General features: G+C 64.6%; 18 protein-coding genes. 6 read left to right on the top strand and 12 right to left on the bottom strand.

Going from position 1 to position 16,580, the window contains the following annotated elements; all coding sequences use genetic code 11:
* The first annotated feature begins 7 nt into the window (after positions 1 to 7).
* The 4 genes from ACFXN1_RS15515 (at position 8) to ACFXN1_RS15500 (ending at position 2,153) form a co-directional block, all read left to right on the top strand.
* Positions 8 to 448 carry a roadblock/LC7 domain-containing protein gene (locus ACFXN1_RS15515; protein WP_379439387.1) on the top strand — a complete coding sequence of 147 codons (441 nt, stop codon included), beginning with the start codon at positions 8 to 10 and terminating at the stop codon, positions 446 to 448.
* Positions 445 to 825 (top strand): DUF742 domain-containing protein, encoded by a 381-nt coding sequence (locus tag ACFXN1_RS15510; protein WP_379439386.1) that lies wholly within the window; start codon positions 445 to 447, stop codon positions 823 to 825. Before ACFXN1_RS15515 ends, ACFXN1_RS15510 begins: the two co-directional genes overlap by 4 nt.
* Positions 806 to 1,417, top strand: coding sequence for an ATP/GTP-binding protein (locus ACFXN1_RS15505; protein WP_379439385.1), 612 nt, complete (start codon positions 806 to 808; stop codon positions 1,415 to 1,417). The genes ACFXN1_RS15510 and ACFXN1_RS15505 overlap by 20 nt, the downstream gene beginning before the upstream one ends.
* A 106-nt stretch (positions 1,418 to 1,523) precedes the next feature.
* Positions 1,524 to 2,153: a TetR/AcrR family transcriptional regulator gene (locus ACFXN1_RS15500; RefSeq protein WP_379439384.1), complete on the top strand. Its 630-nt coding sequence runs from the start codon at positions 1,524 to 1,526 to the stop codon at positions 2,151 to 2,153.
* 82 nt (positions 2,154 to 2,235) lie between these two features.
* On the opposite strand, the gene ACFXN1_RS15495 is transcribed toward ACFXN1_RS15500, so the two are convergent.
* From ACFXN1_RS15495 to ACFXN1_RS15460, 8 genes are all read right to left on the bottom strand, one after another.
* Positions 2,236 to 2,967, bottom strand: coding sequence for a hypothetical protein (locus tag ACFXN1_RS15495; RefSeq protein WP_379439383.1), 732 nt, complete (start codon positions 2,965 to 2,967; stop codon positions 2,236 to 2,238).
* Positions 2,968 to 3,016: 49 nt separating this feature from the next.
* Complete coding sequence (locus ACFXN1_RS15490) at positions 3,017 to 3,295, bottom strand: cytochrome C oxidase subunit IV family protein (protein WP_379439382.1); 279 nt, start codon at positions 3,293 to 3,295, stop codon at positions 3,017 to 3,019.
* Positions 3,296 to 3,306: 11 nt separating this feature from the next.
* Positions 3,307 to 3,882: a cytochrome c oxidase subunit 3 gene (locus ACFXN1_RS15485; RefSeq protein WP_379439381.1), complete on the bottom strand. Its 576-nt coding sequence runs from the start codon at positions 3,880 to 3,882 to the stop codon at positions 3,307 to 3,309.
* On the bottom strand, positions 3,870 to 5,393 hold the full coding sequence (locus tag ACFXN1_RS15480; RefSeq protein WP_379439380.1) for a pyruvate, phosphate dikinase: 1,524 nt from the start codon (positions 5,391 to 5,393) through the stop codon (positions 3,870 to 3,872). Before ACFXN1_RS15480 ends, ACFXN1_RS15485 begins: the two co-directional genes overlap by 13 nt.
* Positions 5,390 to 5,908, bottom strand: a complete 519-nt coding sequence (locus ACFXN1_RS15475; RefSeq protein WP_379439379.1) for a hypothetical protein — start codon at positions 5,906 to 5,908, stop codon at positions 5,390 to 5,392. Before ACFXN1_RS15475 ends, ACFXN1_RS15480 begins: the two co-directional genes overlap by 4 nt.
* 95 nt (positions 5,909 to 6,003) lie before the next feature.
* Complete coding sequence (locus ACFXN1_RS15470) at positions 6,004 to 7,614, bottom strand: PEP-utilizing enzyme (RefSeq protein ID WP_379439378.1); 1,611 nt, start codon at positions 7,612 to 7,614, stop codon at positions 6,004 to 6,006.
* 99 nt (positions 7,615 to 7,713) lie between these two features.
* Positions 7,714 to 8,751 carry a tyrosine protein kinase gene (locus tag ACFXN1_RS15465; protein WP_379439377.1) on the bottom strand — a complete coding sequence of 346 codons (1,038 nt, stop codon included), beginning with the start codon at positions 8,749 to 8,751 and terminating at the stop codon, positions 7,714 to 7,716.
* A gap of 15 nt (positions 8,752 to 8,766) precedes the next feature.
* On the bottom strand, positions 8,767 to 9,633 hold the full coding sequence (locus tag ACFXN1_RS15460; RefSeq protein WP_379439376.1) for a hypothetical protein: 867 nt from the start codon (positions 9,631 to 9,633) through the stop codon (positions 8,767 to 8,769).
* 137 nt (positions 9,634 to 9,770) lie between these two features.
* On the opposite strand from ACFXN1_RS15460, the gene ACFXN1_RS15455 reads away from it, so the two are divergent.
* A complete protein-coding gene (locus ACFXN1_RS15455; RefSeq protein WP_379439375.1) occupies positions 9,771 to 10,403 on the top strand; it encodes a TetR/AcrR family transcriptional regulator in 633 nt (210 codons plus the stop codon).
* Positions 10,404 to 10,555: 152 nt separating this feature from the next.
* Positions 10,556 to 12,178 carry a phytoene desaturase family protein gene (locus tag ACFXN1_RS15450; protein WP_379439418.1) on the top strand — a complete coding sequence of 541 codons (1,623 nt, stop codon included), beginning with the start codon at positions 10,556 to 10,558 and terminating at the stop codon, positions 12,176 to 12,178.
* Between the two features lie 64 nt (positions 12,179 to 12,242).
* On the opposite strand, the gene ACFXN1_RS15445 is transcribed toward ACFXN1_RS15450, so the two are convergent.
* The 4 genes from ACFXN1_RS15445 to ACFXN1_RS15430 all read right to left on the bottom strand — a co-directional run.
* A complete protein-coding gene (locus tag ACFXN1_RS15445; protein ID WP_379439374.1) occupies positions 12,243 to 12,992 on the bottom strand; it encodes a hypothetical protein in 750 nt (249 codons plus the stop codon).
* A 212-nt stretch (positions 12,993 to 13,204) separates the two neighbouring features.
* A complete protein-coding gene (locus tag ACFXN1_RS15440) occupies positions 13,205 to 14,155 on the bottom strand; it encodes an SDR family oxidoreductase (protein WP_379439373.1) in 951 nt (316 codons plus the stop codon).
* 472 nt (positions 14,156 to 14,627) lie between these two features.
* Positions 14,628 to 15,863, bottom strand: a complete 1,236-nt coding sequence (locus ACFXN1_RS15435; protein ID WP_379439417.1) for an NAD(P)/FAD-dependent oxidoreductase — start codon at positions 15,861 to 15,863, stop codon at positions 14,628 to 14,630.
* Between the two features lie 57 nt (positions 15,864 to 15,920).
* The coding region (locus ACFXN1_RS15430; protein WP_379463602.1) for an SDR family NAD(P)-dependent oxidoreductase at positions 15,921 to 16,580 on the bottom strand (660 nt) is incomplete at its 5' end.

Raw genomic sequence — 16,580 nt, 5'->3', positions numbered from 1 at the left:
TCACAGCATGAATAACGACGCGCAGATCCAAACCGGCCGCAATGCGCTGGACTGGCTCCTCGACGGCCTGGTCAACCGGCTGCCCGGGGCCGAGCACGCGGTGGTGCTGTCCGCCGACGGCCTCGCACTGGCCCGCTCGGCCGGCCTCGACCCCGAAAACGCCGAACATCTCGCCGCCATCGCCTCGGCCCTGCACAGCCTGGCGCGCGGCGTGGGCGCCCGCTTCGGCAAGGGCCCGCTGCAGCAAACGGTCGTCGAACTCAGCGAGGGCTATCTGGTGGTGACCGAGGCCGGACAGGGTGCGTGCCTGGCGCTGCTGGCCGCCATCGAGGCCGACCTGGGTCTGGTCGCCTACGAAATCAATGTCATCGTCGGACAGGTCGGCGAACAGTTGTCGGCGATGCCCCGCAGTACGCCAGGCGCATTGCGGACACAGTGGGCGCCGTGAACCACCGCGCAGACGACCCCTGGGCGTTCGAGGACGATCCCGGTCCCCTGGTCCGGCCCTTTGCCGTGACCCGGGGCCGAGTCGGCAAAGACCGTCACAACCTGGACATGCTCACCCTCGTCGTCGCGGTGCGCTCGGAAGCCGAAGTGGCAGCGCTCGATCGGGAGTACGGCGACATCGTGCGGCTCTGCCAAGGCAGACCGCAGTCCATCGTCGAGCTGGCCGCCCACCTGCACCTCTTGCTGGCAGCCGTCAAGGTGCTCGTGGGCGACCTGATCGACTCCGGCTACCTCATCTTCCGTTCGCCGCCACCACCGGCGAGCGGGCCCGACCCTCTACTTCTGCAGGCGGTGATCGATGGCATACGCAGGCTCTGAGTACGCCGACCCTTCCAACTTCGGCGCTACCCAGGTCGTCAAGCTGCTGATCGCAGGTGGTTTCGGAGTCGGCAAAACGACCTTGGTCGGAACGGTCAGCGAGATCACGCCCCTGCGCACCGAGGAACGATTGTCCGAAATCGGCGCGGCCTTCGATGATTTGACGGGCGTGGAGAACAAGACGACCACCACTGTCGCGCTGGATTTCGGCCGCATCACGCTCGGCCCGAGCCTCGTCCTGTATCTCTTCGGCACGCCGGGCCAGGACCGATTCTGGTTCATGTGGAAGGAACTATCGGTCGGCGCGCTCGGCGCGATCGTGCTGGCCGACACCCGCCGCCTCGAAGACTGTTTCCCCGCGGTGGACTACTTCGAGTCCCGCCGGATCCCGTTCGTCGTCGGAGTGAACTGCTTCGACGGGGCCGACATCTACGACGAGCAGGAAATCCGTATCGCTCTCGACCTGCCGCACGACATCCCCGTCCATCTCTGTGACGTCCGGCGTCGAGAGTCCGGGAAGGCCATACTGATCCGCCTGCTCGAACACATCCGGACAGAGAGTACGGCGAGCCACCGGCCTGCGGTCGGATAGCGTTCGACGGTTCGCGGGCATATCGCGTAGTGTGAATAGGCTTTCATCCAATGAAGGCCTATTCGTCACTGCCGGACCGACGATCGAAACCCCGCAGAGGATCGCTGTGAACCAGACCCAGCAGACCAACGTTCCGACCCGTCGGGACCGCCGGCGGGAACGCAACCGGCGCAACCTGCTGGACACGGGCCGCGCACTCATCGCCCAGAGAGGTGTCGCGGGGCTGCGTATCCAGGAGATCACCGAACGCGCGGATATCGCGCTGGGCTCGTTCTACAACTACTTCGCATCCAAGGAAGAGCTCGTCGAAGCCGTTGTCAGCGAAAGCCTCCAGGAGTTCGCCTCGGCGACCATCCCCGCCGACGAGGCGAACATCGACCCCGCGATCACGGTCGCCCACGCCATCACACGATTCATGCGGCTCAGCGATTCGGATCCGGATTTCGCCCGGCTCATCGTGAACCTGAGCCACGCGGACGTCCTCTTCACGACCGCCGTATACCCGTATGCGCGAATCGCATTGGAGCGCGGCATCGATCAGGGGCGGTTCGTGATCGCCGATATCGAGGTGACGCTGACGGCCGTGACGGGGGCGGCGCTGGCGCTCATCCGAGAGATCCTCGAAGGCCACAAGACACCGGATATCGACCGGGCATTCAGCCTGCACGTGCTGTGCTCGCTGGGTCTGAGCCCGAGCGAGGCATCGGAAGTATGGAACAAGGCGGGCCGCATTTGATGGAAACGTGAAGGGTGATCCCGCAGATCCGCGGGATCACCCTTCACGTCGTGCGCCTCGTTCTCCGGTCGCGGCGCAAGGTTTACGCGGCCAGGACTCCGCCGTGGGGTTGCAGGTGCAGCGCGTCTTCGGATTCGGGGCGACCGATCGCCTTCAGCACCATGACGACATTCACGAAGAACTGAATGCCGAAGACCGTTGCCGGCACCCAGAAGACGAAGATGCCGCCCCAGCTGAACGGGCCCGAACGGAAGAACGGCAGCAGCACTGCGGGGAAGAACATGATCAGCACCCAGATGTTCACGTAACCCAGCCAGCGCGGGAACAGCGGACGGCTCCGGTTGTCGGAGAAGATCGCGTAAGCGAACGCCAAGCCCTGCACCATCACCGGGGGAAACGGCATGACCAGGAAGATCCAGCTCAGGTCGTTCATCAGCACGGTCAGCTCCGGCGAACGCTCCGGCCGGAATGCGGTCACGACGAAGAGGAGACCCGGCAGCAGGAACGTCACGCAGGCGAAAGCTCCACCGGCCAGCTGTGTGAAGACGACAGTCGGGTGTACACCCGGTATGCGCTGAATCTGGCCGGAAATGACCGCGGTGAACGACGCGTAGAACATCGAACTGAGCATGACCATCGCGGCACCGGCCCGCACGCCGTTCGCGTGATCCCGATAGTGAGCCACGACCTCCGCCGTGGTCTGCGAGGGCAGCATCGGTGGAAACATGCCGGCCACCACCAGGCCCCCGAAGAACACGAGCGGGCATACGATGCCTGTCCATGCACATATCCGTTGGAAGGTCATCTGGTTCATTTCAACAATTCCTTCATTACTCGTTTACAGCTCTGACTCCGATATCGGTTCAGGCCCACAGATACATGCCGACTACCACCCCGCACACAACGAGGCAGTAACTCTCGTAAAGGCTGCGCAGCAATAGTGGGGCGGCGCGCAATTCCATAAAGTACATACCGATCAGTCGTACCTTGATGAACGCGACCAACACGATCACCACACTCGAGATGGGGTGACCGGCGGTCCGATCGTGACCGCCGTGGGTGCCGAGGAACCAGGAAACCACGGTAGCCATGACCAGGACGCCCCATACGGCGGTCACCCGCCCGCGCACAAGTGCCGTCAATGCCGACATCGTCACCTCACCAGATACAGCAGGGGGAACAGGACGATCCAGAGCAGATCGACCATGTGCCAGAAACAGGCGCCACCCTCGAAGAACGCACTCTGCCGCGCGGTGAGGGCCGGCTTACGACTCAACACGAGCAGCGCCGACAACACCAGCATGCCCACGATCAGGTGAAACCAGTGCAACCCGGTCATGACGAAATAGAGCATGAAGAAATTGTTCGTCGAAGGCGTTATGCCGGCATGGACCTTCTGGCCGTACTCGATGACCTTCAGGGTGGAAAATATGACTCCACACGTCATTGCACCGATGATGAACCATGACGCAAGCGGACTCTGCGTACGCACCGCACGAACAGCGAGTACCACCAGCAGCGAGCTGAACAGCAGGACCACCGTATTGGCGGCGCCGAAATCTTGGTTCAAGGCCCGCTGCGATTCTGTGAACAGCACAGTGTCTTTCGCGCGGTAGTACAGAAAAGTCGCGAAGAGCACCGAGAACGTCAGCATATCGCCGAGTATGAATACCCAGACGCCGACCTCACCCGGGATACGCCGACCCGAGCTCGCAGTCACGACATGCATCGACCGTCTCGGTTTCGTGCCTCTGCCCGCTGCCGTAGCAGTTCGGAGAGAGTTCCGGTCCATTCGGCCCCGGCTTCGCCCCGGACCCAGTCCGATACCTGCGCGAGATCTGGGTCTTCGCGCTCTGAGGTCGAGACGATGGGCAACTGGCCTTCATAGACGGCGCCGGTGGTCGCGCACACAGTGACGGTCTTGCCTACCAGGCTGGTGACGGTGCCGGGGCCGCACCCAACGATGCACGGCACCCCCATTTCTCGGCACACGACGGCGGCATGTGACGTCGACCCGCCGAATTCGGTCAGCACGGCCGCGACCACCGACATAGCGGCGACGTCGTCCGGGTCGGTCGTCGGCCGGGCGAGGATCACCGACTCACCGCGCTCCGCGCGCTCTTCGGCCTCGTCGGCGTCGCTGACAACGACACCCGAAGCGATACCGGGACAGGCCGGCTTTCCACTCGCCACGGTCTTTTCGGCCGCGACCGCAGTCGGGTCCAGATGCGGAGTCCGCAATGCTTCCACATCCTGGACATCGATCCGTTCGAGGGCCTCCTCCACGCTGATCAGTCCCTCGTTCTGCAGCTGCACCGCATGCCGCACCACGGCTTCCGGCGTGCGCTTCGCGCTTCGGGTCTGCAGCAGCCACAGCCGACCGCTCTCCACGGTGAACTCGATGTCCTGCACGTCCCGGCCCTGTCCCTCGAGGCGTCGAGCGGCGAGCATCAGATCCGCGTGGACATCCGGCATGGTGGTTGCCAGGGAATCGAGAGGCAACGCGTCGGCGCGGCCGGAGACGACATCCTCGCCTTGCCCGCGCGGCAGCCATTCACCATACGGTTCCGGGGTGCCGCTGAGCGGGTTGCGTGTGAATAGCACACCGGTGCCGGATGCATCGTCCAGGTTGCCGAACACCATTGCCTGTACTGTCACGGCAGTTCCGCCCGTGTCGGACAGACCACGGTCGCGCCGGAACGCGATTGCCCGCGTCGAGTGCCAAGACTCCAGAACCGCGACGACGGCCTGGCGCAACTGCTCCCAAGGATCGACGGGTGCGGCGACGCCTGTCACACGTTCGAACTGTTCGAGGAAGCGGCGGCGGGTGTCGGCGGCGTATGCGGCATCACCGCTCTGCTCGGCCAGGGCTCGCTCGATGTCATCGGTCATGCCGAGGTTGAGGATGGTGTCCATCATCCCGGGCATGCTGGTGGCAGCGCCCGAGCGGACCGAGATCAAGAGCGGGCGTCGTGGATCACCGAATCTGCGGCCGGTGGTCTCCTCCAGCCGTGCCATCGCGTCCGGAATCTGGGCCCACACGTCGGCGGGCAGTTGCCGGTCGTCTGCGTAGTAGCGTCGGCATACTTCGGTGGTGAGGACGAAGGCCTGCGGTACGGGAATTCCCAGTTCGCGCATCTGCTCGATGCTGAATGCCTTGCCGCCCAGTACTTCCCGGTCCGCGCCTGTGGTGCCGTCCAAGGTCAGGACACTGATCGAGGGGGTTGTGGTCGTCGTCATTCTGCTCTCCCCGCGGCCGCTTCCTCCACGCGGGAGCGGCCGGTCAATCCGATAAGGTCTTCGTGCAGTTCGAACCACACGGTGTGATAGCTGTCGATCAGCGGCCTGGCGAGCCATCCGTGCTCGCCACTGAGAACCTTGGCCAAGGCGACGGAGAATCGGTGGGCGTACGGTGCCAGCCTGGGTGCGATCGCGCACATGCCGCGCAGGAGTGGAAGAAACTGTTCATGCAGGACCTCGAGTCGGCCGATGATGGCGGCGTCGTACTGTGCGTCGCTGTGATCGTTGGGCGTGCTGCCGTCCTTCAGCTGCCAGTCGGCCACCAACTGTTTGAATCCGGAGTTGAAATCATCGAACCGGTGGTACGCGACCGACAAAGTTTCGAGATCGAGGTCTGCGCGTTCCGCCTCGATCAACGACGAGAGCCTGGTCCGGCCTTCGGCGGTGATCTTCACCCGTCCATTCGTTTCGGTCACCCAGCCACTCTCGAGCAGCGGGCCGAGCACCTCGGTCACGGAGTCCAAGAAGAGCCCGGCGCCGTCGGCGACCTCGGTGGCTCGCGGCCGCCCCTTCAAGCGCACCTGTTGCAGCACGCGAATCTCGGCAGTCATCAGCCGACCTCCTGTACGGCGTTCTCCGCCACGCGTTCCTGGATCTGGACCAGCCCGGTGGAACCGTCGACCAGCAGTCGATCACCGGTTTTGATTGCGCGCGTACCGTTTCCGGTGTTGATGACACACGGTATGCCCATCTCCCGTGCCACGATCGCACCATGGCTGAGCGGTCCACCGATATCGATGACCACTGCCCCGGCGACGAGGAAGCACGATGCCCAGCTGGGATCGGTGGTGGCGCAGACGAGGATCTCGCCGTCCTCCAGGTCACCGGCATCGGCGTCATGGACGACGCGCGCGATCCCTTCGACCGTGCCGGCGCTCACCGGCATCCCGCGAACCTCGGTGACGTCCTCCGGTTCCGCCGCTCTGCTCCGCTGCGGCACGGGAACCCCGACCCACTGGTCGGGCAACACCAGAGCGACGTACTCGTTGAAGCTCGCCCGCCGTTCGTCCACGCGTGCAAGGCAATCGGCCGGGAGCTCACCGGTGATCTCGTCGAAGGTCAGGTAGTACACGTCGTCGGCGGAGCGCAACAGGCCTCGCGCCACCAGGTCCGCGCCGATGACCCGAGCCGCAGCCCGGGCAGCATCGATGGTCTGTACGAACGCTGCCTTACCGACCTCGCGAAGCGGAATATAACGCCGGGCGATATTCAGCACCATCCGCGCTTTGCGCCGGTCGAGGGCGCCGAGTCCGGCGAACACGCTGCGCTCGGCAGCGGCCCGTTCCTCGCGCTGCCGTTCCGCGCGCGCGAAGGGCGACGAGGACTCCGGCAAGCCCCGGTAGGTGGTGACCAGGCGCTGCAAAGGTGTCGGGTCCTCGCGCCAAGAACGCGAGGAGATTTCTGCCTCCACCGGGCCGTGGTAGCCGTGGTCCGCCACGAACTCGCTGAGGGATCGTTCGCCGCGCGAGACCTGCCAGAGCTGACCGGCGGATTTCGCCTCCTCGACATCGCCGAAGCCGGTGATCAGCGAGGTGGACAGGTTGGAATTCCCACTGGTGGTGGCGATTTCGCTGATCTGGTCGAAGATTCCGGTGCCCAGCAATGTCACGATTGAGTGCGGGCACATGACGTCCTCGAAGCGCTGCGCGGCCTCCAGCAGGACCTTTCGCGCCGCGGCGGCATCAGGGATGCCACCTGGCGCGGTGACCGTACGCCACCATCGATCGGTATCGGCGCGCAGCCGCCGGATCCGGGCAGGTAGCCGCAGCACGGTCCAGCCCATCTTGCCCGCGATGATCGGGTACCGCCGCATGGACGGATGGCTTTCCACCCCGGGGCGAACCGAACCGAGCAACTGCTCTTCCAGTGCATCGCCGGAGGTACCCGGCATCAGGTCCGCAGCCCGACGCAAGCAGTCGATATTTGCGGCGAACCGGCCGAAAACCGCAGCGGAGAAGCGGTCATCGACGGATTCGGGCACTGTCACGGCACGACGCGGCAGCACCCCCAGGTCGCAGAACGCGCCCTTCATGCCCAACTCCAGCGGGTCTCGCCAGAAGGTCCAGCCCAGCGGGGTTGCCACCCCGGGAAAGTTCTCCCGGGTGTTCACCGTCGTCCACGCAGTCTCGGGAGAACCGATCTCGTGCAGCGGGTTCGTCATCGGCCCTTCCTTTCTGTTCCGGCAACGATGAACTCGTGCCCGTTCGTGTGCCTTGTCATGAATCTCGTCTTTCGTCGACTGAATCGAAATGTGTTCGGATCACCGGTGTCCGGCGACTGCGCGGCGCTTCATCGCCTGCTGGTAGCGGTCGAACCAGATCTCCTGGTATGTCGCATACGTGACTCGCCCGTGCTCGTCCTCCCACCGGAAGACGCTGTCGCGGAACGCCGCGTTGGGCCAGGCCGGGATGTTCGCGGCCGCGATGGCCTCGCCACGGAAGCGATGGATCGTCCCGTGTTCGTCCTCGGCCTCGATCTCCTGCCGCACCGCCATATGCAGGTCCGGGTGGTACTCGAGCACGTTCCGCCGCACCCGGGTGATCGACCGGGTCTCCTCTCCCAGCCGGATCCAGGCGTAGTGGTGCGACGGGCGGTCGCCGACGTCGTAGAGACCCGCCCAGGCCGGATCGGTGTCCAACGGTTCGAAACTGATCTGGTTGAAGATCAGATCCGGTCCGAAGTACATGGGCGACCAGCCCACCGGCGGCACCGGCACGGCGCCGCGCTTCTCCACCCGCACTTGATTCCACGATCGGTCACGCGGCGCGAAGCAGTCGACCGGATACCGTTCACCGCCGAGCGTCAACTCACCGGTGACATGCATGAATTGCTCACTGCCACCAGGGCTTCGCCCCACGGAATGATGGTCTTCCTCACCCGGCATGACATGACCGCGCGCGAGTAGCGGCGTTACCGCCTCGGCGACGATGTCGAAGGAAGCGTCATCGCTCTGATAGCTCGCGCGGATCCGGTGGCCGGGCTCGAGGAATTCGATCACCAGTCCGTTATCGGTGGTGATCGTGTTGTCCGCGATCACCGGCCAGGGCATCGTGATCTCGTAGTCGAGGAAGGCCATATCGGTGAACTCGATATTGTCCATCCCCTGGAAGAGGCAGACGCCACCCTGCGAGAGCGGAAAGGCCGGCTGCAGCCGCAGGTAGACGAACGCGCCGATCGCCGCCTCGGGAACTGAGAAGCCGAAGTAGTAGGTGTGAATGGTGTGCGGATCCCACTGCTCGCCCTCGGCGGGCAGGGGACGCAGCAGATCTGTTGCGGGCGAATGAATTTCGACGGACATCGTAAGTCTCTCTGCTCAGAAGCGGGCACTGGCGACCGGCGCGGCCGACACTTCGGGGGAGTTCAGGGACATGATTTTTCGGAACAGTGACTCGTCGCCGGCCTCGGCAGCGGGCCGGGCGACGGCGATACCGATCAGCCACACCACGAACAGCGCGAGACCCAACGTGGCGAAAGCCGCGAAGTAGGTCCAGAAGTACGACACTTCTTGCTGATTCAGCGCCGCGAACACTGGCCAGCCCGCGGCACCGTTGGCTGCGCCGTCGGCCATCGGAATGGCGGCGATGACCGCGAGCAGCTTCCACGCCTGGTCCAGGTGGGGCAGGATCTTGTAGATCACGGCACCGGCCAGCATCGGCATCAGCGGGTTGACAAAGCCCCACCAGAGCGGGAAGCCCCAGAAATTGAACGGCTGATGGCCGTAGTAGAGGTAGGTCTTGGCCGTGATGCCGGGCGTCTCCAGAACGATGTTGATGGCGAAGTCCATGGCCCAGATCGCGAACAGGTTCCGCATCGTGACTCCACGGGCGAAGAGTTTGGATGCCAGGTATCCGAGGCCGCCTACGTACCACGGGTAGACGAACACGATGTAGAGCGGCATCGTCCGGTCGAGCACCGTGAATGTGCCCAGTGCTCCGTTCTCCTTCAAGAAGCACATGCCGAGCACATCGACCAGCGGCTCCCAGATCGCCGCGAACAGTCCGCCGATCAGGCAGAAGAGCAGGACCGGCCCTCTACCCTTCAGCAGTCCGCGCAGCGCGATCAGGATCGTCACGCCGAGCGGAATGAAGATGAAGATGTTGAAGAACGTCTCCGGCCCCTTCGGCATCACCTCCTCGACGGGCGGCTGCGGGATCGTCGTCGCTAACAGCGTTGTCAACAAAGGGGCCTCCATCACTACTCTCTGTCCACCGTGTGCGGCGTCACATTTGAAGCTAGCTTAGATTGAAAGGCATTTCAATAGTGAAAACATGTTCACAATACTGACGCGAGCAGCCGCAGCTCCGAGAGGATCTACCTGTGGAACACACGGAACCGCCCCGTCCACTGACCCGCAACGGTCGGCGGCGCGAACTGACCCGCCGCAGCCTCCTCGATACCGGGCGAGGGCTGATCGCCGAGCGAGGTGTCGAGGGCCTGCGCATTCACGAGATCACCGAGCGCGCCGACGTCGCGCTGGGCTCGTTCTACAACCACTTCGCGTCCAAGGATGAACTGGTGGATGCGGTGCTCGGCGAAACCCTCGCCGAGCTGGCGGCAAGCAGTGTCCCGGAGGCCGATATCGACGCGGACCCCGCCACGGTCGTCGTCGGTGCGATCGTCCGATTCATGCGGTTGACAGACACCGATCCCGACTTCGCCCAGTTGCTGGTGAATCTCAACCACGCCGAAGCGCTCTTTCTACGATCCATTCACCCGTACGCGCGCACGGCCGTCGAGCGCGGCATCGCCAGTAGGCGCTTTGTCGTGGTGGATATCGAGGTGACGGTATCCGCGGTGATGGGCGCCGCATTGGCGCTCATCCGCGAGATCCTCGCGGGTCACAAGACACCCCAGGACGACCGGGCCTTCAGCCTGCACGTGCTGGCGGCGCTCGGATTGACCCCGGCGGACGCCGTGGAGGCCTGGAATCGCGCCTCGACGATCCACTGAAGGGCGATCGCGCGGCCGGTGGGTCGCAAACACCTGCCCTGACTCGGCGGCCGGCGCAGGGTGCCGTGCTCGCACCGGCGAGTCGGCAAGTTTTCTACAATGAAAAAAGTTTCATGATTGAAAAATCATTCTTCTTTGTGAATGATTGTCGTATGAACCCAGACACACCCCACCTCGCCGGCCCGCTGCCTCGCGAGACCGACTACGTGGTCATCGGCGCTGGTCACAACGGCTTGACCGCAGGTTGCTACCTATCCCGCGCAGGGCATCAGGTGACCGTGCTCGACGCGTCCTCGCAGATCGGCGGAATGACCGTCACCACTGCGATCCTGCCGAGCGCGCCACAACATCTGTTCAACGAGGGCGCCATCCAGGCGACCGGGATCTTCGGAATGTCCGGCATCGCGGATGATCTCGAGCTGCACAAGTACGGCCTGCGGATGATCTCCGTCGATCCCGCACACGTGCAGCTCGCACCCGACGGGAGCTCTTTGGCAATCTGGAAGGACCCGCGCAAGACCGCCGATGAGCTGCGTCGCTTCTCCAAGCGGGACGCCGAGGCGTGGCTGGACCTGGCGAATGCGCTGGACCCCGCGATGGACCTCGTCATCGCCTATATGAAGGCACATCCGTTGCGGCCGTGGACGAAAGAGATGGGCAAGGCGCTCGCCCGGGCGGCGCGGCACCCCAAGCGGCTGTATTCGCTGCGGCACCTGGCGACCGCTTCGCACACCGAATTCCTCGAAGAGACCTTCGAATCCGAACTGCCCAAGGGCGCGCTGGCGGCCATGGCCGCTTTCTCGCAGATGCGCCTGGACATGACCGCCTGGGCGATGATCTATCTCGGTGTCGTGCAGAAGATCCCGAATGCCATGCCCGTCGGCGGCACCGGCTCCCTGCCCGCGGCTCTGGAGCGTTATCTCACCGCGCACGGCGGCAGCGTCCACACCGGTTGCCGCGTAGCGGAAATCGTTCTCTCGAATGGCCGGGCCACCGCGGTCAAGCTCGACACCGACCAGATCGTGCGGGCGCGCAAAGGCATCATCAGCACCTGCAACCCGGTCATCACGCTCAATGAGCTGCTGCCCGAAGGGGCGCTGGACCGCACACTGACCGTGCGCGCCAAGGACATCCCCATTCGCAAGACCCACGCCACCTCGCTCAAGATCAACGTCGCCTTGAAGGGCGAGGTCTCGATGAAACGCCATGAAAAGTGGCGCGGGAACGATCTCGATCTGCGCGGCTACCTCGCGGCCTGGCACACCCTCGAACAGCAGGACGCCGCCTGGAACGCCGTGGTACGCGGCGAATGGCCCGACCCCGTCCCGGTCAGCTGCTCGATGATCCCCTCGGCCGTCGACCCCTCGCAGGCGCCCGCCGGGCAGAGCACCTTCTACCTGTGGTCCGGTGTCATCCCCGTGACGCCACGGGAGCCCTGGGCGGACGTGCGTGACAAGATCGGCGACGCCGTATTGCGTGACTGCGCACAGTATTACGAAGGGCTCGACAGTCTGGAGATCGACCGGGCGGTGCTCGGCGGGCCGGACATCGAGGCGCGCTTCAACGCCCCCGCCGGAAACGTCTACCACGTCGATCCGCTGATCACCCGCTTCGGACCCATGAAACCCGCGCCGGGACTGGGCGCCTATCGCCTGCCTGTCGACGGCCTCTACCTCAGCGGTGCGGGAACACATCCCGTCGGTGGTGTCTGCGCTCTGCCCGGAAAGCTCGCCGCCGAAACAGCGATGCGGGTCGAGGCGAAGTCCCGTCGATGAGATGAAAGGGGCTCTCGCGGCGCACGATCGGCCGCGAGAGCCCCTTTTCTTCTTTCTTCAGAGATCAGACGACCGCATGCCGGCTGCGTTCGGCGGCCGCCTCGTTTTCGATCGCGCGAATGACCACCCAGGTCATGACCAGATACCAGATTCCGAACGCCGCGGCCGGGATCCAGAAGCCGATGATTCCGGTCCAGGCGAAGACGCCCGTCTTGAAGAAGATGATCAGGCTGGCGGGCAGCAGCAGAGATCCGACCCAAACGTTGTACCACGCAACCCATTTGGGAAAGATCCGCTTGTCGTTGTGATCGGTGAGAACGGCCACGACGATAGCGCCGAGCTGACCGAGAATCGGCGGCCACGGCAGGATCAGCATGACGTAGCTGATGTCGTTCATGAGCTGGGTCAGCTCGGGCGAACGATCGGGCCGGAACACTCCGCCGATGAAGAGCAGCATCGGAATCATCAGGACGACGGTCACGATAATGCCCGAGGCGAATTGCAGAATGGCCAGCGATGGAATTCGGCGCTCCATCCGCCGCAACTGCATGCTGATGACGAAAAAGTAAGGGATCGTCAAGAATACGCCGATCATGCCGAGCAGCAGCCCGATCTTGTGCAGCGCGACGTCCTCTCCGTACCGCGCGGCCACCTGCGCCGGACTGTCCGCGGCCGAGATGAGCGGGATGAACCCGCCCATCAAACCCCACCCTCCGAACAGCAGAACAACGAAGGCGGGTCCACACCACGCGCAGAACAGTTGTATCCGGCGGGAAAGCTCCACATCCGCCAGCTGGATTTCATGATCAATCATCGACAACCTCTCCATGCCCGATGCTGCCCGGCTCAGCCGACCAGGCCGATTTCATGCTATCCAGAATTGAAATAGCGTTCAACTATGAAATCTTCTTCACGTTAGATTCTGGAGTTCTTCGGACCTGCCCCGGCAGCGTGGACAACAGCATCGAGAAACGAGAAAGGGTGGTCCGCTCCGAGGAGCGGACCACCCTTTCGTGTCCGGCGATGTCACTTCCGTGCGGACCTCGCCGGCGTTCTCTTCGCCGGTGCGGGCTTGGCGGCAGGCTGCTTCGCCGTGGTGTCGGCGGGCTGTTGCGCGGAGGCGTCCGCCGCGGGCGCGCCGCTGATCCGAGCGTCGTAACCACTACGCGCCGCATGGTCGAAACTCAGGAACGCGGTGTCGGCGCCGAGCAGGTGGTTCATCCAGTCCCGCAGCCTCCGGCCGATCAACGGCTGCGTCCGCACCATCGGGCCGAGGACCGCGGGCAGATACACATCCGGTTTGCGCAGCACGATCGCGCGCACGATGGCCTCCGCCACCTCCGCCGGCTCCAGATTCTTGAGCAACTTCGTACCCTTGGTACCGGCGACCAGCTCGGTGTTGGTGAACGACGGCAGTACACAGGTGAACGAGACACCGGAGCCCGCGAACTCCACGCGAGCGGACTCGGTCATCGAGATGACCGCGGCCTTGCTGGCTGCGTAGCTGAGTCCGCCTGGCACCGGCGCGGTTCCGGCGATCGAGGCGACATTGACGATATGTCCGCGGCGACGCGAGAGCATCCCGGGCAGCGCGGTGCGCATGCCGATCATCGGCCCCGCGACATTGATATCGAGCACCCGCTTGGACAGCGTCGTCGCCTCGTCGAGGAAGGGCCCGATCGGCATGATGCCCGCATTGTTGACGAGCACATCCAGCGGACCGAACCGCTCTTCCGCCCGAGCCAGAAAGGCGGCGAACGACTTTTCGTCCGTGATGTCGACCCGTACGGCCTCGACACCGTCGCCTCCGAGCTCGGCGGCAGCCTGCACGGCGGCGGCCTCGTCGATATCGCCGATGACGATCTTGACGCCGCGGCGATGCAGGGCCTTGGCGGTTGCCAGACCGATTCCTCGCGCCGCGCCGGTAATGGCCACGACCTTGCCCTGCATCCTGCGGGTCAGTTGTGCTTCGTTCATTCCCTACCTACTTCGTTGGAGGTCGTGAGCCCGCGGACAGCGCCCGGGCACTTCGACGGTCTGCTCTACTGTCGCTAACACTGTGGTCAGCCGGCCTTCTGACCATCATATTAGAAAATAGATTAAATACTAGGGTTACCGGAACGGCCGCTCGTGTTGGAGTGCACGTCCACTATCCGTAGCTCCACAGATCACGGCACGGTAGTGGCCGCAGGCCTTTCCGCACCCTTCGGTCGACGGTGACGCGACGTCCGCGCTGCGTCATGGCCGTGCAGAAGTGCCGCGCCTCCGATGCCGTCGCGGCGTATTCGAGGCGGATCTCCCCCACACTGTCGTCGAACCGTATTTCTACGCGCCACAGCGATTCCGCCGCACCCGCGAGCGCCGCCACCCCACATCCCAAGCACATCCCACCGACCTCCTACATCGTCAGGGGCGCCTCCGTATTCGACACACGCGGCACCTGTAAGGGTTATAGAGCCGGCGCGGCGGCGCGACGGCTCGCCGCAAAGGCGAGGCCCTCGTCCCAGGTCGCCTTCCGCATGATCAAGCCGCGGTATTTCATGATGACGTTCTGGCCGTTGATGGTGAGCGCTCCGGCCAGTCGATCGCCCTGGCGATACAGGGCCACACAGCGTCCGTCGGTGGCGAGATCACCATCCACGATTCGGATTTCGTCCGCGGTGGGCACACCGACGAACTGGATTCGGCTGTCGTACCAGTCCGACCAGAAGTAGGGCACGGTCTGATACGGATTGGCAGCACGGGGGTCCAGGGCGTTGCGGGCGGCGACCGCGCCCTGTTCGGCCGCGCTCGTCCAGTGTTCGAGCCGCATGGGCCGATCGAACAGCGGATTGTGCCATCGCGCGACATCGCCTGCGGCGTATACCCGTTCGGCTCCGGTCCACAGCGTCTCATCGCAGACGACGCCGTTGTCGATCCGCAGCCCCGAGCCTTCCAGCCATCCGGTGGCCGGGATCGCGCCGATACCGACGACCACCAGGTCGGCGTCGATCGCGGTGCCGTCGGTGAGCAGCACCCGCTCGACGCTGCCATTGCCTTCCACCGCGCTCACGCCCACACCGCATCGCAGATCGGTCCCGTGTCGCTGATGCAGTGACGCGCAGGCCACGCCCATGGTTTCGCCGACCGCGCGAACGAGCGGCGTGGGCAGCGCCTCGACGATGGTGACGTCGAGACCACGCTTACGAGCGCCGGCGGCGACCTCCGAGCCGATGAAACCCGCGCCGATGACCACGGTCCGCGCACCGGCGTCGAGTGCTTCCCGGACCGCCACCGCATCGTCGAGGGTGCGCAGCGTGTGCACGCCGGCCAGGTGCTCCGACCCGGGCAGAGTTCGCGCGTCGGCTCCGGTGGCGATGACCAGCGCGTCGTATCGGACGGCTCGATCACCGATCTCGACCTGCTTGGATTCTGTGTCCAAACCCGTTGCAGGGAAACCGAGTTCGAGTTGGACGCCGAGTTCGTCACGCAGCATGTCCGCGCTCCGGAAGAGCGTCGACGCGGGCGACTCCCCTGCGGGCAACTGGTCGAGGTACGCCTTCGACAGCGGCGGCCGGTCGTAGGGCAGGTGATGCTCGGCACCGATGAGCGTGATGTCACCGTCGAATCCGGTCTTACGGGCAGCCTCGACCGCCCGTAGGCCCGCCAGTGACGCCCCCACGACCACGAGGTTCTCCTGTGCCAACTCGCTCACCTTCCGATTTCGTATCTGGATGTCCTGCTGAGGATTTCGTCGCCGGTGTCAGCCGACCGGATTGACGCCGGGCTGCGCCGCGGTCATGTCGGTGATGTCCTTCCACCGCTCGGCGATATCGTCGATGGTCGGCGTCCCGTCGAAGGCCACGCCCTGCGACTGGAAGTACTGGACGCGGTGCACCTGACCGCCTCCGGCCACGATCACCGAACCGCTGTCGGTGCACTCGTCGCTGACCAGGTATCCGACGACCGGTGCGACCTGCGCGGGCGGAAGTTTCGCCAGCAGTTCCGGAGGAGCGATGTCGGAGGTCATGCGGGTGGCCGCCATGGGTGCGATCGCGTTGGCGAGGATGCCGTACTTGCGGCCCTCGATGGCGAGGGTATTGATCAGGCCGACCAGCCCGGCCTTCGCGGCTCCATAGTTGGACTGCCCGTAATTTCCGTACACCCCGCTGGTCGACGTGGCGACCACGATGCGCCCGTACCCCTGCTCGCGCAGGTGCGGCCAGACCGCCTTGACGACGTGGTAGCCGCCATAGAGATGGACCTGCACGACCGCATCCCACTCGGCGGTGGTCATGTTCTGAAATCCCTTGTCGCGCAGGATGCCCGCATTGCTGATCAGGCCGTGCACGGCGCCGAATTCGTCGCGGGCGGTGCGCACGATCCCCGCCGCGCCCGCCTCGGTCGCCACGCTGTCGTAGTT

The organism is Nocardia sp. NPDC059154, from assembly GCF_042755705.1.
Lineage (GTDB): Bacteria > Actinomycetota > Actinomycetes > Mycobacteriales > Mycobacteriaceae > Nocardia.
The sequence above is the reverse complement of the archived record's forward strand: the minus strand, read 5'-3'. Positions and strand labels throughout refer to the sequence as shown.